15 protein-coding genes are annotated in these 17,796 nt (G+C 72.5%); 13 read left to right on the forward strand and 2 right to left on the reverse strand.

Features of this window, described 5'->3' with window-relative positions; all coding sequences use genetic code 11:
- The first annotated feature begins 371 nt into the window (after positions 1 to 371).
- The 4 genes from E1264_RS13925 (at position 372) to E1264_RS13940 (ending at position 6,844) form a co-directional block, all read left to right on the forward strand.
- Positions 372 to 1,346 carry a hypothetical protein gene (locus tag E1264_RS13925; protein WP_132173379.1) on the forward strand — a complete coding sequence of 325 codons (975 nt, stop codon included), beginning with the start codon at positions 372 to 374 and terminating at the stop codon, positions 1,344 to 1,346.
- A 246-nt stretch (positions 1,347 to 1,592) separates the two neighbouring features.
- Positions 1,593 to 1,808: a WhiB family transcriptional regulator gene (locus E1264_RS13930; RefSeq protein WP_171064042.1), complete on the forward strand. Its 216-nt coding sequence runs from the start codon at positions 1,593 to 1,595 to the stop codon at positions 1,806 to 1,808.
- Between the two features lie 198 nt (positions 1,809 to 2,006).
- Positions 2,007 to 5,285, forward strand: coding sequence for a glycosyltransferase family 2 protein (locus E1264_RS13935; protein WP_132173381.1), 3,279 nt, complete (start codon positions 2,007 to 2,009; stop codon positions 5,283 to 5,285).
- Positions 5,282 to 6,844, forward strand: coding sequence for a DUF5719 family protein (locus E1264_RS13940; RefSeq protein ID WP_132173383.1), 1,563 nt, complete (start codon positions 5,282 to 5,284; stop codon positions 6,842 to 6,844). The genes E1264_RS13935 and E1264_RS13940 overlap by 4 nt, the downstream gene beginning before the upstream one ends.
- Here the strand turns inward: E1264_RS13940 and E1264_RS13945 are convergent.
- A complete protein-coding gene (locus E1264_RS13945) occupies positions 6,841 to 7,269 on the reverse strand; it encodes a metallopeptidase family protein (protein ID WP_240807589.1) in 429 nt (142 codons plus the stop codon). The two genes, E1264_RS13940 and E1264_RS13945, sit on opposite strands and share 4 nt — an antisense overlap.
- 168 nt (positions 7,270 to 7,437) lie before the next feature.
- Between E1264_RS13945 and E1264_RS13950 the strand changes: the two genes are divergently transcribed.
- The 7 genes from E1264_RS13950 (at position 7,438) to E1264_RS13980 (ending at position 14,498) form a co-directional block, all read left to right on the forward strand.
- Positions 7,438 to 7,818 (forward strand): DUF3499 domain-containing protein, encoded by a 381-nt coding sequence (locus E1264_RS13950; protein ID WP_132173385.1) that lies wholly within the window; start codon positions 7,438 to 7,440, stop codon positions 7,816 to 7,818.
- Between the two features lie 166 nt (positions 7,819 to 7,984).
- Positions 7,985 to 9,340 (forward strand): phosphomannomutase/phosphoglucomutase, encoded by a 1,356-nt coding sequence (locus E1264_RS13955; RefSeq protein WP_132173387.1) that lies wholly within the window; start codon positions 7,985 to 7,987, stop codon positions 9,338 to 9,340.
- 61 nt (positions 9,341 to 9,401) lie between these two features.
- The gene (locus tag E1264_RS13960; protein ID WP_132173389.1) at positions 9,402 to 9,584 is read left to right on the forward strand and encodes a Trm112 family protein; all 183 of its coding nucleotides are present in this window, start codon (positions 9,402 to 9,404) and stop codon (positions 9,582 to 9,584) included.
- A 22-nt stretch (positions 9,585 to 9,606) separates the two neighbouring features.
- Positions 9,607 to 10,791: an SIS domain-containing protein gene (locus E1264_RS13965; RefSeq protein ID WP_132173391.1), complete on the forward strand. Its 1,185-nt coding sequence runs from the start codon at positions 9,607 to 9,609 to the stop codon at positions 10,789 to 10,791.
- 2 nt (positions 10,792 to 10,793) lie between these two features.
- Positions 10,794 to 11,753 carry a cation diffusion facilitator family transporter gene (locus tag E1264_RS13970; protein ID WP_132173393.1) on the forward strand — a complete coding sequence of 320 codons (960 nt, stop codon included), beginning with the start codon at positions 10,794 to 10,796 and terminating at the stop codon, positions 11,751 to 11,753.
- A gap of 432 nt (positions 11,754 to 12,185) precedes the next feature.
- On the forward strand, positions 12,186 to 13,781 hold the full coding sequence (locus E1264_RS45315; RefSeq protein ID WP_132173395.1) for a histidine kinase: 1,596 nt from the start codon (positions 12,186 to 12,188) through the stop codon (positions 13,779 to 13,781).
- A 42-nt stretch (positions 13,782 to 13,823) separates the two neighbouring features.
- The gene (locus E1264_RS13980; RefSeq protein WP_132173397.1) at positions 13,824 to 14,498 is read left to right on the forward strand and encodes a response regulator transcription factor; all 675 of its coding nucleotides are present in this window, start codon (positions 13,824 to 13,826) and stop codon (positions 14,496 to 14,498) included.
- 3 nt (positions 14,499 to 14,501) lie between these two features.
- Here E1264_RS13980 and E1264_RS13985 read toward each other — a convergent pair whose 3' ends face one another.
- Positions 14,502 to 14,855, reverse strand: a complete 354-nt coding sequence (locus E1264_RS13985) for a MerR family DNA-binding transcriptional regulator (protein ID WP_132173399.1) — start codon at positions 14,853 to 14,855, stop codon at positions 14,502 to 14,504.
- A gap of 159 nt (positions 14,856 to 15,014) precedes the next feature.
- Between E1264_RS13985 and ahcY (E1264_RS13990) the strand changes: the two genes are divergently transcribed.
- Positions 15,015 to 16,460: an adenosylhomocysteinase gene (gene ahcY, locus E1264_RS13990; RefSeq protein ID WP_132173401.1), complete on the forward strand. Its 1,446-nt coding sequence runs from the start codon at positions 15,015 to 15,017 to the stop codon at positions 16,458 to 16,460.
- A 78-nt stretch (positions 16,461 to 16,538) separates the two neighbouring features.
- Positions 16,539 to 17,795: an adenosylhomocysteinase gene (gene ahcY, locus E1264_RS13995; RefSeq protein ID WP_132173403.1), complete on the forward strand. Its 1,257-nt coding sequence runs from the start codon at positions 16,539 to 16,541 to the stop codon at positions 17,793 to 17,795.
- The last annotated feature ends 1 nt before the right edge of the window (position 17,796 follow it).

Consider the following 17,796-nt stretch of genomic DNA (forward strand, 5'->3'; position numbering starts at 1 on the left):
CCCCCGATCCCACCCGCCAACGCCACGATCTTCATAGGAGAACTGTATTAGCCCGGGCGGACGGCCCCTGGAACCCCCGTCACCGGCGGAGTTGAGGGCTGTGGTCCTGCAACGTCCGGGCCTTCTTGGAGGAGACCTCAACCCCGGTTACGGGTCGTGCGGCCGTAGGCGCCCAGCGCCGGAGGCCGCACGACCCGGCGGCGCAGGCGACCGGAGCGCCGCGCACGCCCGTCACGGGCACGACGGGCCGCAACGGCGGCGTGAGGATCGCCTGCGCCGTGACGGGGGTTCCAGGGGGTCGCCCCCCTGGGGGATAGGGTGTGCAAAGCTTTGCTGTGTAGTCGGATTGCCTCGGTCTGGGAGAATTCACCGTGAACAAGGAAGCCGTCCAGCGCCTGCGCGAACCGGCCGCCTGGGGACTGCTCGCCGCGGCGGGTTTGCAATTGCTCGCGGGCATCATCCTGCTTCTCGGCGACGACGGCCCCTTCACGCTCAGCGCGCTGGCCGAGACCCGCGACGGGATGTTCCTCCAGTTCGGGACGGTCGGTCTCCTCGTCCTGGCGGTCCTGCTGGTGACGTGGGGCGAGACGCCCACGCCGCAGGCCCGGACGATCGTCATGGGGGCGCTCGGCGTTCTCGGCGGTATCGCGCTGTTCGGCGTCATCTGCTGGCTCGCGGGAATGCTCGCCGACTCCGACACCACGAGAGCCCTCACGAAATTGTCGGTGTTCCTGATGGGCGCCGGGAAGATCGCCGTCGTGGCGGTCGGCGGATGGTACGTCTACACGGTGTTCCAGGGCCTGCAGCCGGCGCGTCCGCAGATGCCGCAGGGCTACGGCGAATTCGGGTACCAGCAGGGTCAGCCCGGCCAGCCCGGCCAGCCCGGCCAGCCCGGCCAGCCCGGCCAGCCCGTGCAGCCGGGGCAGCAGCAGGGCTACGGCCAGCAGGCTTACGGCCAGCAGCAGTACCAGCAGTATCAGCAGTACGGCCAGCAGCAGCCGGGCGCGGAGGGCCAGCAGGCGGCGCAGCAGGGCTACGAGCAGCAGGGCTATGGCCAGCACCAAGGCTACGAGCAGCAGCAGTACGGCCAGCAGCAGGGCTACGAGCAGCAGGCGTACGGCCAGGCCCAGCAGCAGGACTACCAGCAGCAGCAGTACGGCTACCAGCAGGGTCAGCAGCCCACCGAGCAGGAAGAGATGGGCGAGTGGACCCGCGCCTACGGCGGCAGCGGCGGCGGGCAGGAGCAGGGGCCGCAGGGCACCCAGCCCGCGCCGCCCCAGCCGGGCGCCGGCGAGCAGGACGGCGGCGACTGGTACCGGGACAACCGTCCCCCGCCGCCCCAGTGATCCGGTCCCGGATTTTGTGATCAGGCCGTCCCGGCCCATCCCGGCATAAGCCGTTTTGTCGCCCCGGAAAGCTCTATCGGCTTGACGGGGCGGGCGCTACACGCGTGTAATTTCGTCGGTGTAGTTTCAACGTCTTCTCGGGGGAAGTACCGAAGGGAAGGCGTTGACCAGGGGGTTCCACGGGCAGGGAGGTGCGCTGTGAGCGAGGTGGTCATCCCGCTGGCGCACGGCACAGACGGCGAAGAGATGGGCTGGCAGGAGCGCGCCCTGTGCGCGCAGACGGACCCGGAGGCGTTCTTTCCGGAGAAGGGCGGCTCCACTCGCGAGGCCAAGAAGGTGTGCCGGGCGTGCGAGGTGCGTACGGAGTGCTTGGAGTACGCGCTGCAGCACGATGAACGGTTCGGCATCTGGGGAGGGCTCTCCGAGAGGGAACGTCGGAAGCTGAAGCGCCAGGCCGTCTGACGCCGTCGCCGGGCAGCGGCGGACATCGGTGGGGAGGGGCCGGGTAGGGGAGACCCGGTCACGCCCCGCGGATCTACGAGATCCGAGGCATGTCCCCTGCGGCCGCGCGTACAGTTATCAGCCGTGTCGGCCCCAGGGCCGGCACGGCTTGCTGATGATTCAGCCCCGAAACTGTCGTCCCACAGATCGAGCGACCCCTTGCCCCCCACACTCGATCGCCATGTCGTTACGGCCGTCCTCGTCGCGCATGATGGTGCGCGGTGGCTTCCGGAGACGCTGAAGGCGCTGCTGACGCAGTCGCGTCCCGCGCAGCGCGTCGTGACCGTGGACACCGGAAGCCGCGACCGCGGGCCCGACGTCCTCGCCGAGGTCGTCGGCGCGGAGAAGATCCTCACGCTGCCCCGCACCACCGGGTACGGGGAGGCCGTCGCGGAGGCGCTCCAGCAGGACGCCGCGTCCGCGCCCGTCCCCGACGACGAACCGGGCCCTGCCGACCGGCCCCGCACCGAGTGGATCTGGCTGCTGCACGACGACTCCGCTCCCGCCCACGACGCGCTCGCCCAACTGTTGCGGACCGCGGACACCGACCCGAGCATCGCGGTCCTCGGCCCGAAGGTCCGCGACTGGGACGACCGGCGCGTCCTGCGGGAGGTCGGTGTCACCGCCGACGCCGCCGGACGCCGCGAGACGGGCCTGGACCGGCACGAGTTCGACCAGGGGCAGCACGACGGCGTCCGGGACGTGCTGTCGGTCGGCAGCGCCGGGATGCTGGTCCGCCGCGACGTGTGGGACGCGCTCGGCGGCTTCGACCCCGACTACGGGATCTTCCGCGACGACCTCGACTTCTGCTGGCGGGTCCACGCGGCCGAACACCGGGTCGTGACCGCGACCGACGCGGTCGTGTACCACGCGGAGGCGTCCCGGCGCGGGCTCCGCGAGATCGGCATGACCGCCGAGCATCCGGCCCGCCGCGACCGCCGCAACGCCGTCCTGACGCTGCTCGCCAACCTGCCGCTCGGTCCGATGCTGCGGTCGCTGCTCCGCAACGTGTGGGCGTCGCTCGCCCACGCGCTGTTCCTGGCGGCCACGAAGCAGCCGGTCGCGGCCCGGGAGGAGCTCCGCGCGCTCGGCGACGTCCTGCGCGACCCGGGCCGGATACGGGCGGCGCGGGCGGCCCGCGCGGACGGCCGCAAGCGCGTGTACCGCACCGTCCGGCGCTTCCAGCCCAGGTGGGTCGTGATGCGCCGGACGTTCGAGGCGATCTCCGAATACCTCGCCGCCCACGAACGGGAACGGGAGAACCGCGAGGAGGACGAGACCCCGTCCGACGAGGAACCGGGCCCGATCCGCCGGCTCCTCGCCCGTCCCGGCGTCGTGATCGTTCTGGCGCTGGCGGCGGTGGCGGTCGCCGCGGAACGCTCCCTTCTCACCGCCGCCGGACGGCTCGGCGGCGGCGCGCTGGTCCCCGCGTGGGGCGGCGCGAGCGACCTGTGGGCGCAGTACCTGTCCGGCTGGCATCCGGTCGGGCTCGGCAGCGACGCGGGCAGCCCGCCCTACGTCGGGGTCCTCGCCGTCCTGTCGACGGTGACGCTCGGCAAGCCGTGGCTGGCGGTGTCGATCCTGCTGCTCGGCAGCGTGCCGCTCGCGGGCCTCACCGCCTACCGCGCGTCCCGGCTGCTGGTGCGCGAGGCGCCGGCGCCGGACCCGCCGCGCAAGCCGCGGAAGGGGCGCCGGGCGCCCGCGAAGGTCCGTCGCATCCCGGCCACCGCCGTCCGGGCCTGGTTCGCCGCCGGGTACGCGCTGCTGCCCGCCGCGACCGGCGCCATCGCGGGCGGACGGCTCGGCACCGCCGCCGTTCTCGTCCTGCTCCCGCTGATCGCCATGAACCTCGCCCGCGTGTACGGGCTGCCGCGCTCGGAGGCCGCCGCGCTCGACGTCCGGACGCGGCGCAAGCGCGCGGGCCGGGCGGCGTGGGCGACGGCGCTGCTGCTCGCCGTCGCGATGGCGTTCGTCCCGCTCACCTGGCTGATCGCCGTGATCGCCGCCGCGACCGTGTGGGCCCTGTTCGACCGGCCGAGGCGGCGCGCGCGCCGCAACGTCGCCATCGCGCTCGGCGTGCCGCCGCTGCTGATGCTTCCGTGGACGGCCGGGCTGCTGCTGAACCCGTCCCGCTTTCTGACCGAGGCGGGCCTGCACCGGTGGTCCGAGCCCGCCGCCGCGGCCGACCTGCTCGCCCTCGATCCCGGCGGGCCCGGCACGCCCGAGCCGTGGGCGCTGGCCGGTCTCCTCGCCGTCGCCGTCCTCGCGCTGCCGCTGCGCGGCCGCCGCTCCATCGTGCTCGCGGGCTGGCTGCTGGGCGTCTACGGGCTGCTCGTCGCGATCCTGGTCAGCGCCGCGACGGTCGCCAAGGGCGCGGACGAGGCGCCCGGCTGGCCCGGCGTCGCGCTGATCTTCGCGGGCGGCGGGGTGCTGCTCGCGGCGACGGCCGCCGTCCAGCGCGGGACCGAGGCGCTGGCGGGCGGCCGCCTGATCTTCAAGGCGGGCGGCGCGGTCGTCGTGCTGGCCGCGCTCTCCGCGCCCCTGCTGGCCGCCGGGTTCTGGGTGGCGGGCGGCGCGGGCGGCCCGCTGGGGAAGATCGACCCGGACGCCATCCCCGCGTTCGTCCACGGGCCGGGCGGTGCGAGGACACTCGTCCTGCACAGCGAGCCGAGCGGACGCGTTTCCTACACCCTGCTCAGGGACGCCCGTCCACGGATCGGCGAATCCGAAGTCGCGGACGGCGGCGAAGCCCACGACCGCCTGGACGACCTGGTCGCCGGACTGGCAGCCGGTCGCGAAGGCGACGACGGTCCTGCACTGACCCGTATGGGCGTCCAGTACATCCTCGTGCCGCACCCCAAGAAGGACCCCGTCACGGGCGTCCTCGACGCGGCACCCGAACTGACGCGCCTCAGCCGCACGGAAACGTTCGCGGTGTGGCGGCTCCAATCGCCGTCCGCCCGCATGATGCTTCTGGACGGCCCCACCGTCACGCCCCTTCCCGCCGGACGGATCGACGCTCGCATGCAGATCCCACCCGGAAACGGCACCCGCACACTCCTCCTTGCCGAACCTTCCGACGGTGGCTGGGACGCCACCCTGAACGGCGAGGCCCTCAAAGAACGCGAGGTGGACGGCTGGGCGCAGGGCTACGCGATTCCCGCCGCCGGTGGCGAGTTCGAGCTGAGCAGGTCCATGACGATGCGGCACACCTGGCTCGTCGTCCAGGGCATCGCCGTGCTGCTCGTCGCCGTCCTCGCGCTGCCCGGCGCGCAGGTGGACAACCTCGTGTTCCCCGGTGAGCGCGAACGGCGCGGCGAACGGTGCCGCGGACGGCGCGGCGGGCGGCGCGGACGGCGCCGCGGGACCCACGTCCGCGTCGAGCACGAGCCGCCGCCGCCCTCCGTGGAGGAACCGAAGCCGGAGGAGGTCTCGTGAACCCGCGCAAGCTCCTGACCGCGCGCAGGCTTCCGAGCCCGCGCAGGCTTCCGAGCCCGCGCAAACTCGCGGACGCGCGCAAGCTCCTCAAACGCGACGACCTCGTGAGCACGGACACGCTGCTGCGCGTCATCGGCATGCGGTACGCGACCGCCGCGCTCATGCTCGTCGGCGTCGCCGCGCTGTACGGGGCCGCGACGTTCTCCCGTCCGGGCGACGCCTCGGCGAACGGCCACGACGCCCCGGTCACGTCGGCGGTGATGGTCTGCCCCGGCCACGAGGGCGGGCGGCTCGCCGTCCAGTCCCTCCCGGCCCCCGGGAAGGGCGGCCGCGTGGACATGGCGCCGACGAAGGGCGGCACCGCGATCGCGTCCATGACGTCGCCGGGCCAGAGCTGGGAGAAGGACACCGAATCCGGCGACGACTCCTACACCCTCCGCGCCACCGGCGCCATGGCCGCCGGGCTGGCGGCCGAGCAGACCACCCACGAGGAGGACGGCGACGACCGCGGCCTCGCGGGCGCCCGCTGCGCGACGCCCGCCACCGACCAATGGTTCCTCGGCCCCGGGCCCGTCGCCGCCGACGAGCTCGACCTCTACCTCACCAACGTCGACTCCCAGCCCGCGTCCGTGGACCTCACCGCCCTGTCCGGCGAGGGCCCGCTCGACACCACCGACGGCCGCGGTACCCGCGTCGACCCCTACACCACCCGGGTCGTGAGGATCGGCGGGTCGGCGGAGGGGCTCGGCGACATCGTCAAGTCGGCCGCCGACCTCGCGCTGCGCGTCCGGACCAACGGCGGGCGGGTCACCGCGTCCGTGCGCGTCCGCGCCGGGGAGGAGAAGGGCATCGAGTGGCTGCCGCGGTCGCCCGCGCCCGCGTCGTCGCTCGTCGTGCCCGGCGTGCCGGGCGGTTCCGGCAAGCGCCGGCTGCTGGTCTCCGTGCCCGGCGAGGCGGACGCCCGGATCAGGATGCAGGTGATCACGAAGGACGGCGCGTTCGCCCCGCAGGGCCAGGACGTCCTCGACGCGCCCGCCAAGACCGTCACGTCCCTGGCCGTCGACGGCGCCCTGGTGGGCAAGGCCGCCGCCGTCCGGCTCGTCGCGGACCGCCCGATCGTCGCGGGCTTCGCCGCCGACCGCGGCGCCGACATCGCCTACGGGACGTCCACGCCGCCGCTCACCGGGTCGGGGCCGGGCATCGTGGCCGACAACCGGTTCGACTCCTCGCTCGTCCTGACGGCCCCGTCCGGCGCGGCGACCGTCGAGGTCACGACCATCAACGCCACGGGCAAGAGCGCGCCGCAGGAGATCAGGATCCCGGCGGGCCGCACCGTCGAGGCCGCGCTCGCCGCCCCGAACGGGAACGCCGAGGACGGCACCGCCTACGGCGTGGTGATCATGCCGAAGCCGGGTTCGGGGCCCGTCCACGCGTCCCGGACGCTCGCCAAGGGCAAGGGCGACGACTACCTGTTCACCATCTTGCCGATCACGCCCTCCGCGACCATCGTGCACCTGCCCGACACCGCCGACTCCCAGGGCGCCCTGATCCCGGGCTAGTCGTCCGGGGAGTCGTAGCTCGGGTCGACGGATTCGGGGGAGAGGCCGAGGAGATCGGCGACCTCTTCGACCAGCAGATCGCGGATCAGGCGGGCCTGCTCGGCCTCGCTCTTCGCCCGCGCCTCGACCGGACGCCGATACACGGTGATGCGGACCGGCCGTTTGCCCTCGCCCGGAACCGTCTGGCCGAGCGGGACCGGGCCGTCGAACCACGGCTCGACGCTCGGAACCTCCTCGACCGTGAACCGCACCCGGGCCAGTTCGCGGCCCCAGCGGCCGCCGAGCCGCCGCACCTCGTCGTCGACGAGGTCGTCGAACCGTTCCGCGCGGGTGCGTGAGACCGGAGCCTGCGGGGGCGTCAGAGGACCACGTACGCCACGGCCGTGCCGATCGCGGCGTCGTACGCCTGCCACACGGGATCGCACGCCACAAGCGTACCTCTCCACCTCGCCGAGCACATGCGCGGCGGAGGCGCACGGTGCGAGGTCGAACCCACACGGAATGTAGTCGTTGCCCCGTAAATCCACCGGTAACGGCGACACGTTCGGCCCGGTGGTGGCGGAGCCGGTGGGAGGGAGGTACGGTCAGCCATCGTGAGCCCCGTCCGCACCTGCTCTCGTACCGCCTGCAAGGCGCCCGCAGTGTTCACGCTCACGTACGTCTACCGCGATTCCACCGCGGTACTGGGTCCGCTCGCCACGTACGCCGAGCCGCACTGCTACGACCTGTGCGCGGAGCATTCGGAGCGTCTCACCGCCCCGATGGGCTGGGAACTGGTGCGGCTGCCCGTCGAGGAGGAGACCGAGCCGAGCGCCGACGACCTGGAGGCCCTCGCCGACGCCGTCCGCGAGGCCGCGCGGCCCGCCCCCGGAACCGGCCACGAGCCGGTCGGGCAGGGCACGGAGGTCGGGCGCCGCGGCCACCTGCGGGTGCTGCGCTCGGAACCCGCGGGAACGCAGCCCGGCCAGGAGTGACCTCCCGCCCGCGTCCGAGCCTCGCATCCACGTTCGAGCCGCCCATCCACGTTCGAGCCGCGCATTCGCGTTCGTCGGCGACGTCGCGGCGGGTCGCGTCCGGCCTTCCCGGTAGGCTCGTGAACCCCGTTTCTTTGGGACTGGGCTCAGCGGACAGGGAGCAGGAGTGGGCGACCTCGCCAAGATATTCAAGGCGTACGACATCCGTGGCGTCGTACCGGACGAACTCGACCCCGCCGTCGCCGAGGCGGCCGGCGCGGCGTTCGTGCGGGTGACGGGCGCGGACGCCGTCGTCACCGCCCACGACATGCGGGAGTCGTCCGTGCCGCTGGCCGAGGCGTTCGCGCGCGGCGCGACGTCCCAGGGCGCGGACGTGATCGAGGCGGGCCTCGGCTCCACCGACATGCTGTACTACGCCAGCGGCAGCCTCGACCTGCCCGGCGCGATGTTCACCGCGAGCCACAACCCCGCCCGGTACAACGGGCTGAAGCTGTGCCGCTCGGGCGCCCGGCCGGTCGGCCGCGACACCGGCCTCACCGAGATCCGCGACATGATCGCGGGCGGCGTCCCGGCCTACGACGGTGAGCCGGGGACGGTCTCGCGCCGCGACATCCTCAAGGGCTACGCCGACCATCTGAAGACGCTGGTCGACCTGTCGTCGATCCGCCCGCTCAAGGTCGTCGTGGACGCCGGCAACGGCATGGGCGGGCACACCGTCCCGTCGGTGTTCGAGGGCCTGCCGATCGACCTCGTGCCGCTGTACTTCGAGCTGGACGGCACCTTCCCCAACCACGAGGCCAACCCGATCGAGCCGGAGAACCTGCGCGACCTTCAGGCCAAGGTCCGCGAGACGGGCGCCGACATCGGGCTGGCGTTCGACGGCGACGCCGACCGCTGCTTCGTCGTGGACGAGCGCGGCGAGATCGTCGCCCCGTCCGCGATCACCGCGCTGGTCGCGACCCGGGAGCTGGCCAAGCACCCCGGCTCCTCGATCGTGCACAACCTGATCACGTCGAAGGCCGTGCCGGAGATCGTCGCCGAGCACGGCGGGACGCCGGTCCGGACGCGGGTCGGGCATTCGTTCATCAAGCAGACGATGGCGGAGACGGGCGCGGTGTTCGGCGGCGAGCACTCGGCGCACTTCTACTTCCGCGACTTCTGGTTCGCCGACTCCGGCATGCTGGCCGCCCTGCACGTCCTCGCCGCGCTCGGGGAGCAGGACGGGCCGCTGTCGGAGCTGCTCGGCGAGTACACGCGCTACGTCGCGTCCGGCGAGATCAACAGCGAGGTCGCCGACCAGGCCGCCGCCACCGCGAACGTCCGCGACGCCTTCGCCGGACGGCCCGGGATCGCGATCGACGAGCTCGACGGCCTCACCGTGCGCGACGACGCCGCCGGATGGTGGTTCAACCTGCGGCCGTCCAACACCGAGCCGCTGCTGCGCCTCAACGCGGAGGCGGCCGACGACGCGACCATGGCGGCGATCCGCGACGAGGTCCTCGCCCTGGTCCGGAAGAAGTGACCGGCCGCGAAGAAGCGACGCGCCGCGCGAGAAGTCACCGAGAGGGAGAAGTGACGCTGCTATGACGTTGAAGCTCGACTCCTGGCTGCTGGAGATCCTCGCCTGCCCCAACTGCGGCGGCGACCTGCGCGCCGACGAGGAGGCCGCCGAGCTGGTGTGCACCGGGTCGTGCCACTACGCCTACCCGGTCCGCGACGACATTCCCGTCCTGCTCGTCGACGAGGCCAGGACCCCCGCTCCGTGACCCGCCGAGCGGAGGCGCGGCCATGAGCACAGGGCTCGATCCCGCGCGGCTGGACGACGCCGCGGCGGCCGAGGCGGCCGATCCCGGGGGGATGCTGCGGCAGGTCGCGTCGTCGGCCGCGCAGGTGCGGGAGGCGCAGCGGGCGTCGGCCGAGGCGGGCATCGAGCGTCTCGCCGAGGACGGCAGGCCCCGCGCGATCGTGGTCGCCGGCATGGGCGGCTCGGGCATCTCCGGCGACGTCCTCGCGGCGGTGTGCGGCGTGGGCTGCGCGGTCCCGGTGACGACGGTGCGCGGCTACCGGCTGCCCGGCTGGGTCGGCGCCGCCGACCTCGTCATCGCGGTGTCCTGCTCGGGGACGACCGAAGAGACGCTCGAGGTCGCCGTGGAGGCGGCCCGCCGTGGATCCAGGCTGCTGTTCGTCGGCGGGGAGGACTCGCCGCTCGCGGAGCTGTCCGAAAGAAGCCGCGGCCTGTTCGTCCCGGTGCGTTCGGTGGGGCAGCCGCGTTCGACGCTCTGGGGCCTCACCATCCCGCTGGTCCTGGCGGCGCGCACGCTGGGGCTGGCGGACGTGCCCGAGATGGTCTTCGAGTCGACGGCCGCGCTGCTGGAGGACGTCGCGCACCGGTGCCGCCCGTCCAGCGAGCCGTTCGTCAACCCGGCCAAGCGGATGGCGCTGGACATCGCGGGCGACGTGCCGCTGGTGTGGGGGTCGTCCGCGCTGGCGGCGACGGCGGCGTACCGGCTGTGCTGCCAGCTCAACGAGAACGCCAAGTACCCGGGCGTGTTCGGGGAGGTCCCGGAGGCGGGCCACAACCAGGTGATGGCGTTCGACGGCCACTTCGGGCGCGGCGGGCGCGCCCCGGCCTCGTCCGGCCCGTCCGATCCGTCCGACCCCTCCGGCCCGTCCGACCTTGACGACTTCTTCCGTGACCGGGTGGACGAGCCCGAGCACGGCCTGCACCTCGTCCTGATGCGGGACGTGGAGGAGCATCCGCAGGTCCGCAAGCGGTGCGACGCGTCCGTCCGGATCGCCCGCGACCGGGGCGTGGCGGTCACCGAGATCGGGGCCGAGGGCGAGCATCCGCTGGAGAGAATCGCGACTCTGATCGCGCTGGCTGACTATGTCACGGTTTACTTGGCTATCGCGCTGGGCGTGGACCCCACTCCGGTGCCTGCCATTCAAGAGCTAAAAGCGAGGATTGCGTAGAGATGAGTGCTGAGGGTGGAACCAAGGCCATCGTCGCCGCGTTGGCCGCCAACCTCGGGATCGCGGCGTCGAAGATGGTCGCGTTCGCGTTCACCGGTTCGTCGTCGATGCTCGCCGAGTCGATCCACTCCATGGCGGACTCGGGGAACCAGGGGCTGCTGCTCCTCGGCGGCAAGCGCTCCAGGCGCGAGCGGACGCAGCAGCACCAGTTCGGCTACGGCCGCGAGCGCTACTTCTACGCGTTCGTCGTCGCGGTCGTGCTGTTCACCGTCGGCGCGGTCTTCTCGCTGTACGAGGGCTACCACAAGATCTCCCACCCGGAGGACGTCAAGGCGCCGGGCTGGGCGTTCGGGGTGCTGATCGCCGCGATCATCATGGAGATCTTCTCGTTCCGCACCGCGATCGTCGAGTCGAACCGGGTTCGCGGCGACCAGTCCTGGTGGGCGTTCATCCGCCGCGCGAAGGCGCCCGAGCTGCCCGTCGTCCTGCTGGAGGACCTCGCCGCCCTCGTCGGCCTGTTCCTCGCGCTGTTCGGCGTCTCGATGGCCGTGGCGACCGGCGACGGCGTGTGGGACGGCATCGGCACCGTGGCGATCGGCGTGCTGCTCGCCGTGGTCGCGACGATCCTGGCGATCGAGACCAAGAGCCTGCTGATCGGCGAGGGCGTCACGCCCGAGCACGAGCGGGCGATCGTCGAGGCCCTGGAGTCGGTCGAGCAGGTCGACCACCTCATCCACATGCGCACGGAGTACCTCGGCCCGGACGAGCTGCTCATCGCCGCCAAGATCGCCGTCAGCCACGACGACACGGCCGCGGACGTGGCCCGCGGCATCGACGCCGCCGAGGCGAAGATCCGGGAGCGGTTCCCGGAGGCGAAGCTGATCTACCTGGAGCCCGCCCTGGACGAGCCCGCCGGCAAGACCGCCGCCGGCGCGGTGTCCCCGAACCTGGAGAAGGACTGACCTGACGCCCTCTGTAGCCCGCGCCATCCCGACCATCGGCCGCATCCCGGCCATCGGCCGCGCGGGGCCGGAGGAACATGGGACCCCTCGCCGGACGGCCGACGCCGTGCCGGCCGACCCCAGCCCAGGCAAGACCGGCGCGTGTGCCTCCGCAGAGGCGCGAACCACGGCCGTCCGGCGAGGTGCTTTCCCATGCCTCCCCGCCCGGACCCCTGAACACCGGGCGGTTCTGGTGTGACCGCGGCAGCCGCCCCGAACCCCCTACGCCGGAGCCGCCACCGTCGCGGTCACGGTTAGAACACTACGTTCGCGGCGGTCTCCCGCACGTCCCCCTCAAGGAGGGAAAGCGGGTGGTACTCCAGACGGAGCCCCGCCGTCCGCATACATCCGCACGGTGAGGTGAGAGCACGCCTCAGCGGTCAGTATTGAGTCGTGAGCACCGATGACAAGCCCCCGACCGGACCCGGCCCCGCGGGGTTCGGCCCTGCCGTCGCGACGCACGCGTGGCGGCTGTCCGGCCGGATCGTGGCGGGCGTCGGGCAGCTGCTGCTGTGGATCCTCACCGGGATCGGCACCCTGCTGCGCCCGCTGGCGGTGCGTCTGGTCACGCGGCTGAACGGCGGCGCCGGACGCCGTCCGGGGCCCGGGGGCGTACCCGGCCCGGCCGTCTCGGACGGGACGACCGCGCCCCTGCCCCGCTGGATCAACACCTGGCGCGAGGTCGTCGGCTCCTGGTACTTCGCGCCGCTGACCGGCCTGGCCCTCACCATCGCCGCGCTCGCCGAGCTGGCGCCGCGCGCCGACTCGCCGTTGAGCCTCGCGGGCGGGTTCGCGGTCGCCTCCACGCTCCCGCTCGGCTGGCGGCGGGAGAACCTGCGCCCGGTCGCGGCCATCGTGCTCGGCGCGGTCGCCGCGACCCTGCTCACCGGGGAGACCCTGCTGGTCACCACCGGCTTCGCGGCCCTGTACACGCTGTACGCGCTGGGCCGGCACCTGCCCCGCCAGTCGACCGGCGTCCTCGCGGTCGGCAGCGTGGTCACGCTCGCGGTCGTCTACCTGGCCACCTCGACGCTGGACGACGTCCCCTGGCCCGCCGTGTTCATCGCCGTCCTGGCCGCCATCGGGCTCGGCGACGCGCGCCGCGTCGTGGAGTCCGCGAGCCAGACCGAGGCGAAGGCCGCCGAGCGCACCAACGAGACGCTGACCCGGCTCACCGCCGTCCAGCGGGAGCAGGCGGTGATGCGCGAGCGCGCCCGCATCGCCCGCGAGCTGCACGATGTCGTCGCGCACTCCGTCTCCATGATCGCGGTGCAGGCGGAGACGGCCCCGTACACGATGGAGAACCTGTCGCCCGAGGCGCGCGCCGGGTACACCGAGATCGCCAAGACGGCGCGGGAGGCGCTGGTGGAGATGCGGCGGCTGCTCAGCGTGCTGCGCGCCGACGCGACCCCGGAGCCGGACGCGGCCAACTCCCCGCAGCCGCGCCTGGACCGGCTGCCCGACCTCATCGAGCAGCATCGCGGCGCGGGCGGGCACGTCGACCTCGCCGTGCACGGCGACCCGCGCATGCTGTCGACGACGGTCGAGCTGTCGGCGTACCGGATCGTCCAGGAGGCGCTGACGAACGCGCGGCGCCACGCGCCGGGGGCTGGGGTCCGCGTCGACCTGACGTTCCTGCCGGACCGGCTGGCCGTGCGCGTCCACGACAGCGGGGCGGCGGAGCCCGGGCCGTCCAAGACCAGGGTCCTGCACCGCGACGACCCCGCGGGCCCCACCTCCGTGGACGCCGGGCACACCCGCCTGGAGACCCCGGAACCGTACGCGGCGCAGGGACAGGGTGGCCTACACGGGTCGGGTGGCGGACATGGCCTCGTCGGGATGCGGGAACGTGCGACCATGCTGGGCGGGCGGTTCTCCGCCGGCCCGGCCGCGCAGGGCGGGTTCCTGGTGGAGGCCGAGCTTCCGCTGACGAGGGAAGGGAATTCCACCCGTGGACACGGTTCCGAGGCGCCGCCCGGCGGCGCCTGACCCCGTCATCGACGCCGTCGCCGCGCCCGCGGGGCGGCAGCGGTGATCAACGTGCTGATCGTCGACGACCAGACGATCGTCCGGGCCGGGTTCGCGGCCCTGCTCGCCGCCCAGGACGACATCACCGTGATCGGCGAGGCCGGCGACGGGCGCGAGGCGGTCCGGATCGCCGAGCGCAGCCGTCCCGACGTCGTCGTCATGGACATCCGGATGCCCGGCATGGACGGCATCGAGGCCACCCGGCGCATCCTGTCCCTGCCCGGCTCGGAGAACGTCCGGGTGCTGGTGCTGACGACGTTCGACGTGGACGAGTACGTCTACGACGCGCTCGCCGTCGGCGCCAGCGGTTTCCTGCTGAAGGACGCCACCGCCGACGAGCTGGTGTCCGCCGTCCGGGTCGTGGCGCGCGGCGACTCGCTCCTCGCCCCGCAGGTCACCGGGCGGCTCATCCGCGAGTTCACCAAGCAGCGCCGCAACCGGCCGCAGGCGCCGTCGGCGCTGGCCACGCTGACGGCCCGGGAGACGGAGGTGCTCGTGCTGATCGCGGGCGGGCTGTCCAACAGCGAGATCGCGGCGCAGCTCGTCGTCAGCGAGCACACCGTGAAGACGCACGTGGCCCGCGTCTTCACCAAGCTCGGCCTGCGCGACCGGGCGCAGGCGGTCATGCTCGCCTACGAGTCGGGCGTCGTCGTCCCGGGCGAGAACCCCGCCGGCTGACGGTCACCGCCTGCGGAGCAGGCGCATCGCCTTCTCCTTCTCGAAGTCGAGCGCGCGGGTCGGCGGCGCGGACAGCCGCCCGATGCGCTCGCCCAGCTCACGCACATGGGCCTGCACCTGCGGCTCGGCCAGGACCCGCAGCCCGAACGCCAGTTCCGCCGGGCCGATGTCGTAGCGCTTCTCCAGCGCGAGGGCGAGCGCGACCGCCCGCAGCTCGGCGTCGCCGAACCGGCGGTGGCCGCCGCCGCGCCTGGCCGGCGACGCCTCCCGGGTGACGGGCAGCAGCCCGAGGGCCTCGCGGTAGCGGAGCATGCGGGGCGAGGTGCCGAGCCGCCGGGCGGCCTCCGTGATGCGCATGAGCCGATTCTGACAAATCCGTGTTAGAAAGTCGCCTCCGACCGTGCTCGGGGACGGTCGCCCCCCTTAGACTCGCGGACGTTGACGCAGGTGCGCACTCGGCGTCAACCCGACCTCGCGTACCGACCCGCCATCCGCGGACCAAGGAGCAACGGAAGCATGGACTACAAGGTCGCCGACCTGTCGCTGGCCGATTTCGGGCGCCGGGAGATCCGGCTCGCCGAGCACGAGATGCCGGGCCTGATGGCGGTGCGCGAGGAGTACTCCGCCGCCAAGCCGCTGCGCGGCGCCAAGATCATGGGCTCGCTGCACATGACGATCCAGACCGCCGTGCTGATCGAGACGCTGGTGGAGCTGGGCGCCGACGTCCGCTGGGTGTCTTGCAACATCTTCTCCACCCAGGACCACGCGGCCGCCGCGGTCGTCGTCGGCAAGGACGGCACCGTGGACGACCCGAAGGGCGTCCCGGTGTTCGCCTGGAAGGGCGAGACGCTCGAAGAGTACTGGTGGTGCACCGACCAGGCCCTCCAATGGCCGGGGGCCGACGGCAGGGCCGGCTCCGGCCCGAACATGATCCTGGACGACGGCGGCGACGCGACCCTCCTCGTCCACAAGGGCGCCGAGTACGAGAAGACCGGCGTCGTCCCGACCGCGACCGAGGACGACCCCGAGGAGCTGGGCATCGTCCTCGACACCCTCCGCCGCACCATCGCGGACAAGCCGGGCCGCTGGACGGAGACCGCCGCCGGCATCAAGGGCGTCACCGAGGAGACCACGACCGGCGTCCACCGCCTCTACGAGATGGCGAAGGCCGGCACCCTCGCGTTCCCGGCGATCAACGTCAACGACTCGGTCACCAAGTCGAAGTTCGACAACAAGTACGGCTGCCGGCACAGCGTGATCGACGGCCTGAACCGCGCCACCGACGTGCTGATCGGCGGCAAGGTCGCGGTCGTCTGCGGCTACGGCGACGTCGGCAAGGGCTGCTCGGACGCGCTGCGCGGCCAGGGCGCCCGCGTGATCGTCACCGAGATCGACCCGATCTGCGCGCTGCAGGCCGCGATGGACGGCTTCCAGGTCACCACCCTGGACGACGTCGTCGAGACCGCCGACATCTTCGTCACCACCACCGGCAACTTCAACATCATTACGGCCGACCACATGAGCCGGATGAAGCACCAGGCGATCGTGTCCAACATCGGGCACTTCGACAACGAGATCGACATGGCGGGCCTCGCCAAGATCCCCGGCATCGAGAAGATCGAGGTCAAGCCGCAGGTCGCCGAGTGGCGCTTCCCGGACGGCCACTCCATCATCGTGCTGGCCGAGGGCCGCCTGATGAACCTCGGCTGCGCCACCGGCCACCCGTCGTTCGTGATGTCCAACTCGTTCACCAACCAGGTCATCGCGCAGATCGAGCTGTTCACCAAGACCGAGGAGTACCCGGTCGGCGTGTACGTCCTGCCGAAGCACCTGGACGAGAAGGTCGCCCGCCTCCACCTCGACGCCCTCGGCGTCAAGCTCACCGAGCTGACCAAGGAGCAGGCCGCCTACATCGGCGTCCACGTCGAAGGCCCCTACAAGCCGGACCACTACCGTTACTAAAGATCGGTAGCGTTCGACCGCCGCACGGCCGCGCGACGGCCGTGCGGCGGTTTCTGCCTCAAAGGCCATAGGGGAGCGATGAGCGATATTGCGGACGCCTCGCTGGCGTATGAGGGGCTCAAGCGGATCGAGTGGGCCGATCGGAGCATGCCGGTGCTGCGCCAGATCCGGGCGCGGTTCGCCGACGAGCGTCCCCTGGACGGCCTGAAGGTCGCCGCGTGCATGCACATCACGACCGAGACGGCGGGACTCATCCGGACGCTCCAGGCGGGCGGTGCGAGTGTCGCGCTCGCGGCGTCCAATCCGCTGTCGACGCAGGACGACACCGCGGCGGCGCTCGTCCAGGAGTACGGCGCGGAGGTGTTCGCCCGTGCGGGGATCGACCGTGAGGGCTATTACGCGCACATTCATCAGGCGTTGGAGACGGGCCCCGATCTTGTCCTGGACGACGGCTGCGACCTCGTCAACACGCTGCACATCGATCGCACGGATCTGCTTGGAACGGTCAAGGCGGGCTGCGAGCAGACGACGACCGGTGTCATCCGGCTGCATCAGATGGCGCTCGAGGGCGCGCTCCGCTTCCCCATGGTCGCGGTGAACGACACCGACACCAAGCACATGTTCGACAACCGCTACGGCACGGGCCAGTCGACCCTGGACGGCATCATCCGCGCGACCAACACGCTCCTGGCGGGCAAGACGGTCGTCATCGCGGGCTTCGGATTCTGTGGGCGGGGCCTGGCGGAGCGGGCTCGCGGCCTAGGGGCCCGGGTCGTCATCACCGAGATCGACCCTGTGAAGGCGCTCGATGCGGCGTTGCAGGGGTTCGCCGTCCAGCCCATGGCCGAGGCGGCCCTGGACGGCGACGTCTTCATCACCGTCACCGGAAACCGTGACGTCGTCAACGGCGAGCACCTCGCCGTCATGAAGGACGGCGCGATCCTTGCGAACTCGGGGCACTTCGACGTCGAGATCGACGTCCGCGCCTTGGGGGAGATGGCCGTCGAGGTGCATCGCGGGAGCCGTCCGCAGACCGACGAGTACGTCATGCCCGACGGGCGGCGTCTCGTCCTGCTGGCCGAGGGCCGCCTGGTCAACCTGGCGGCCGCGGAGGGGCACCCGGCCGCCGTGATGGACATGTCGTTCGCCGACCAGGCCCTGACGTGCGCGTGGCTGGCGACCGCCCACTCGACGCTGGCGCCGGCCGTCCACGACGTGCCGAAGGACATCGACACGGAGGTCGCCCGCCTCAAGCTGGCGTCGATGTCCATCTCCATCGACCGCCTCACCCAGGACCAGGAGGACTATCTGCACTCCTGGCGGCTCGGGTCCTAGC

Source organism: Actinomadura sp. KC216 (assembly GCF_004348535.1).
Classification (GTDB): Bacteria; Actinomycetota; Actinomycetes; order Streptosporangiales; family Streptosporangiaceae; genus Spirillospora.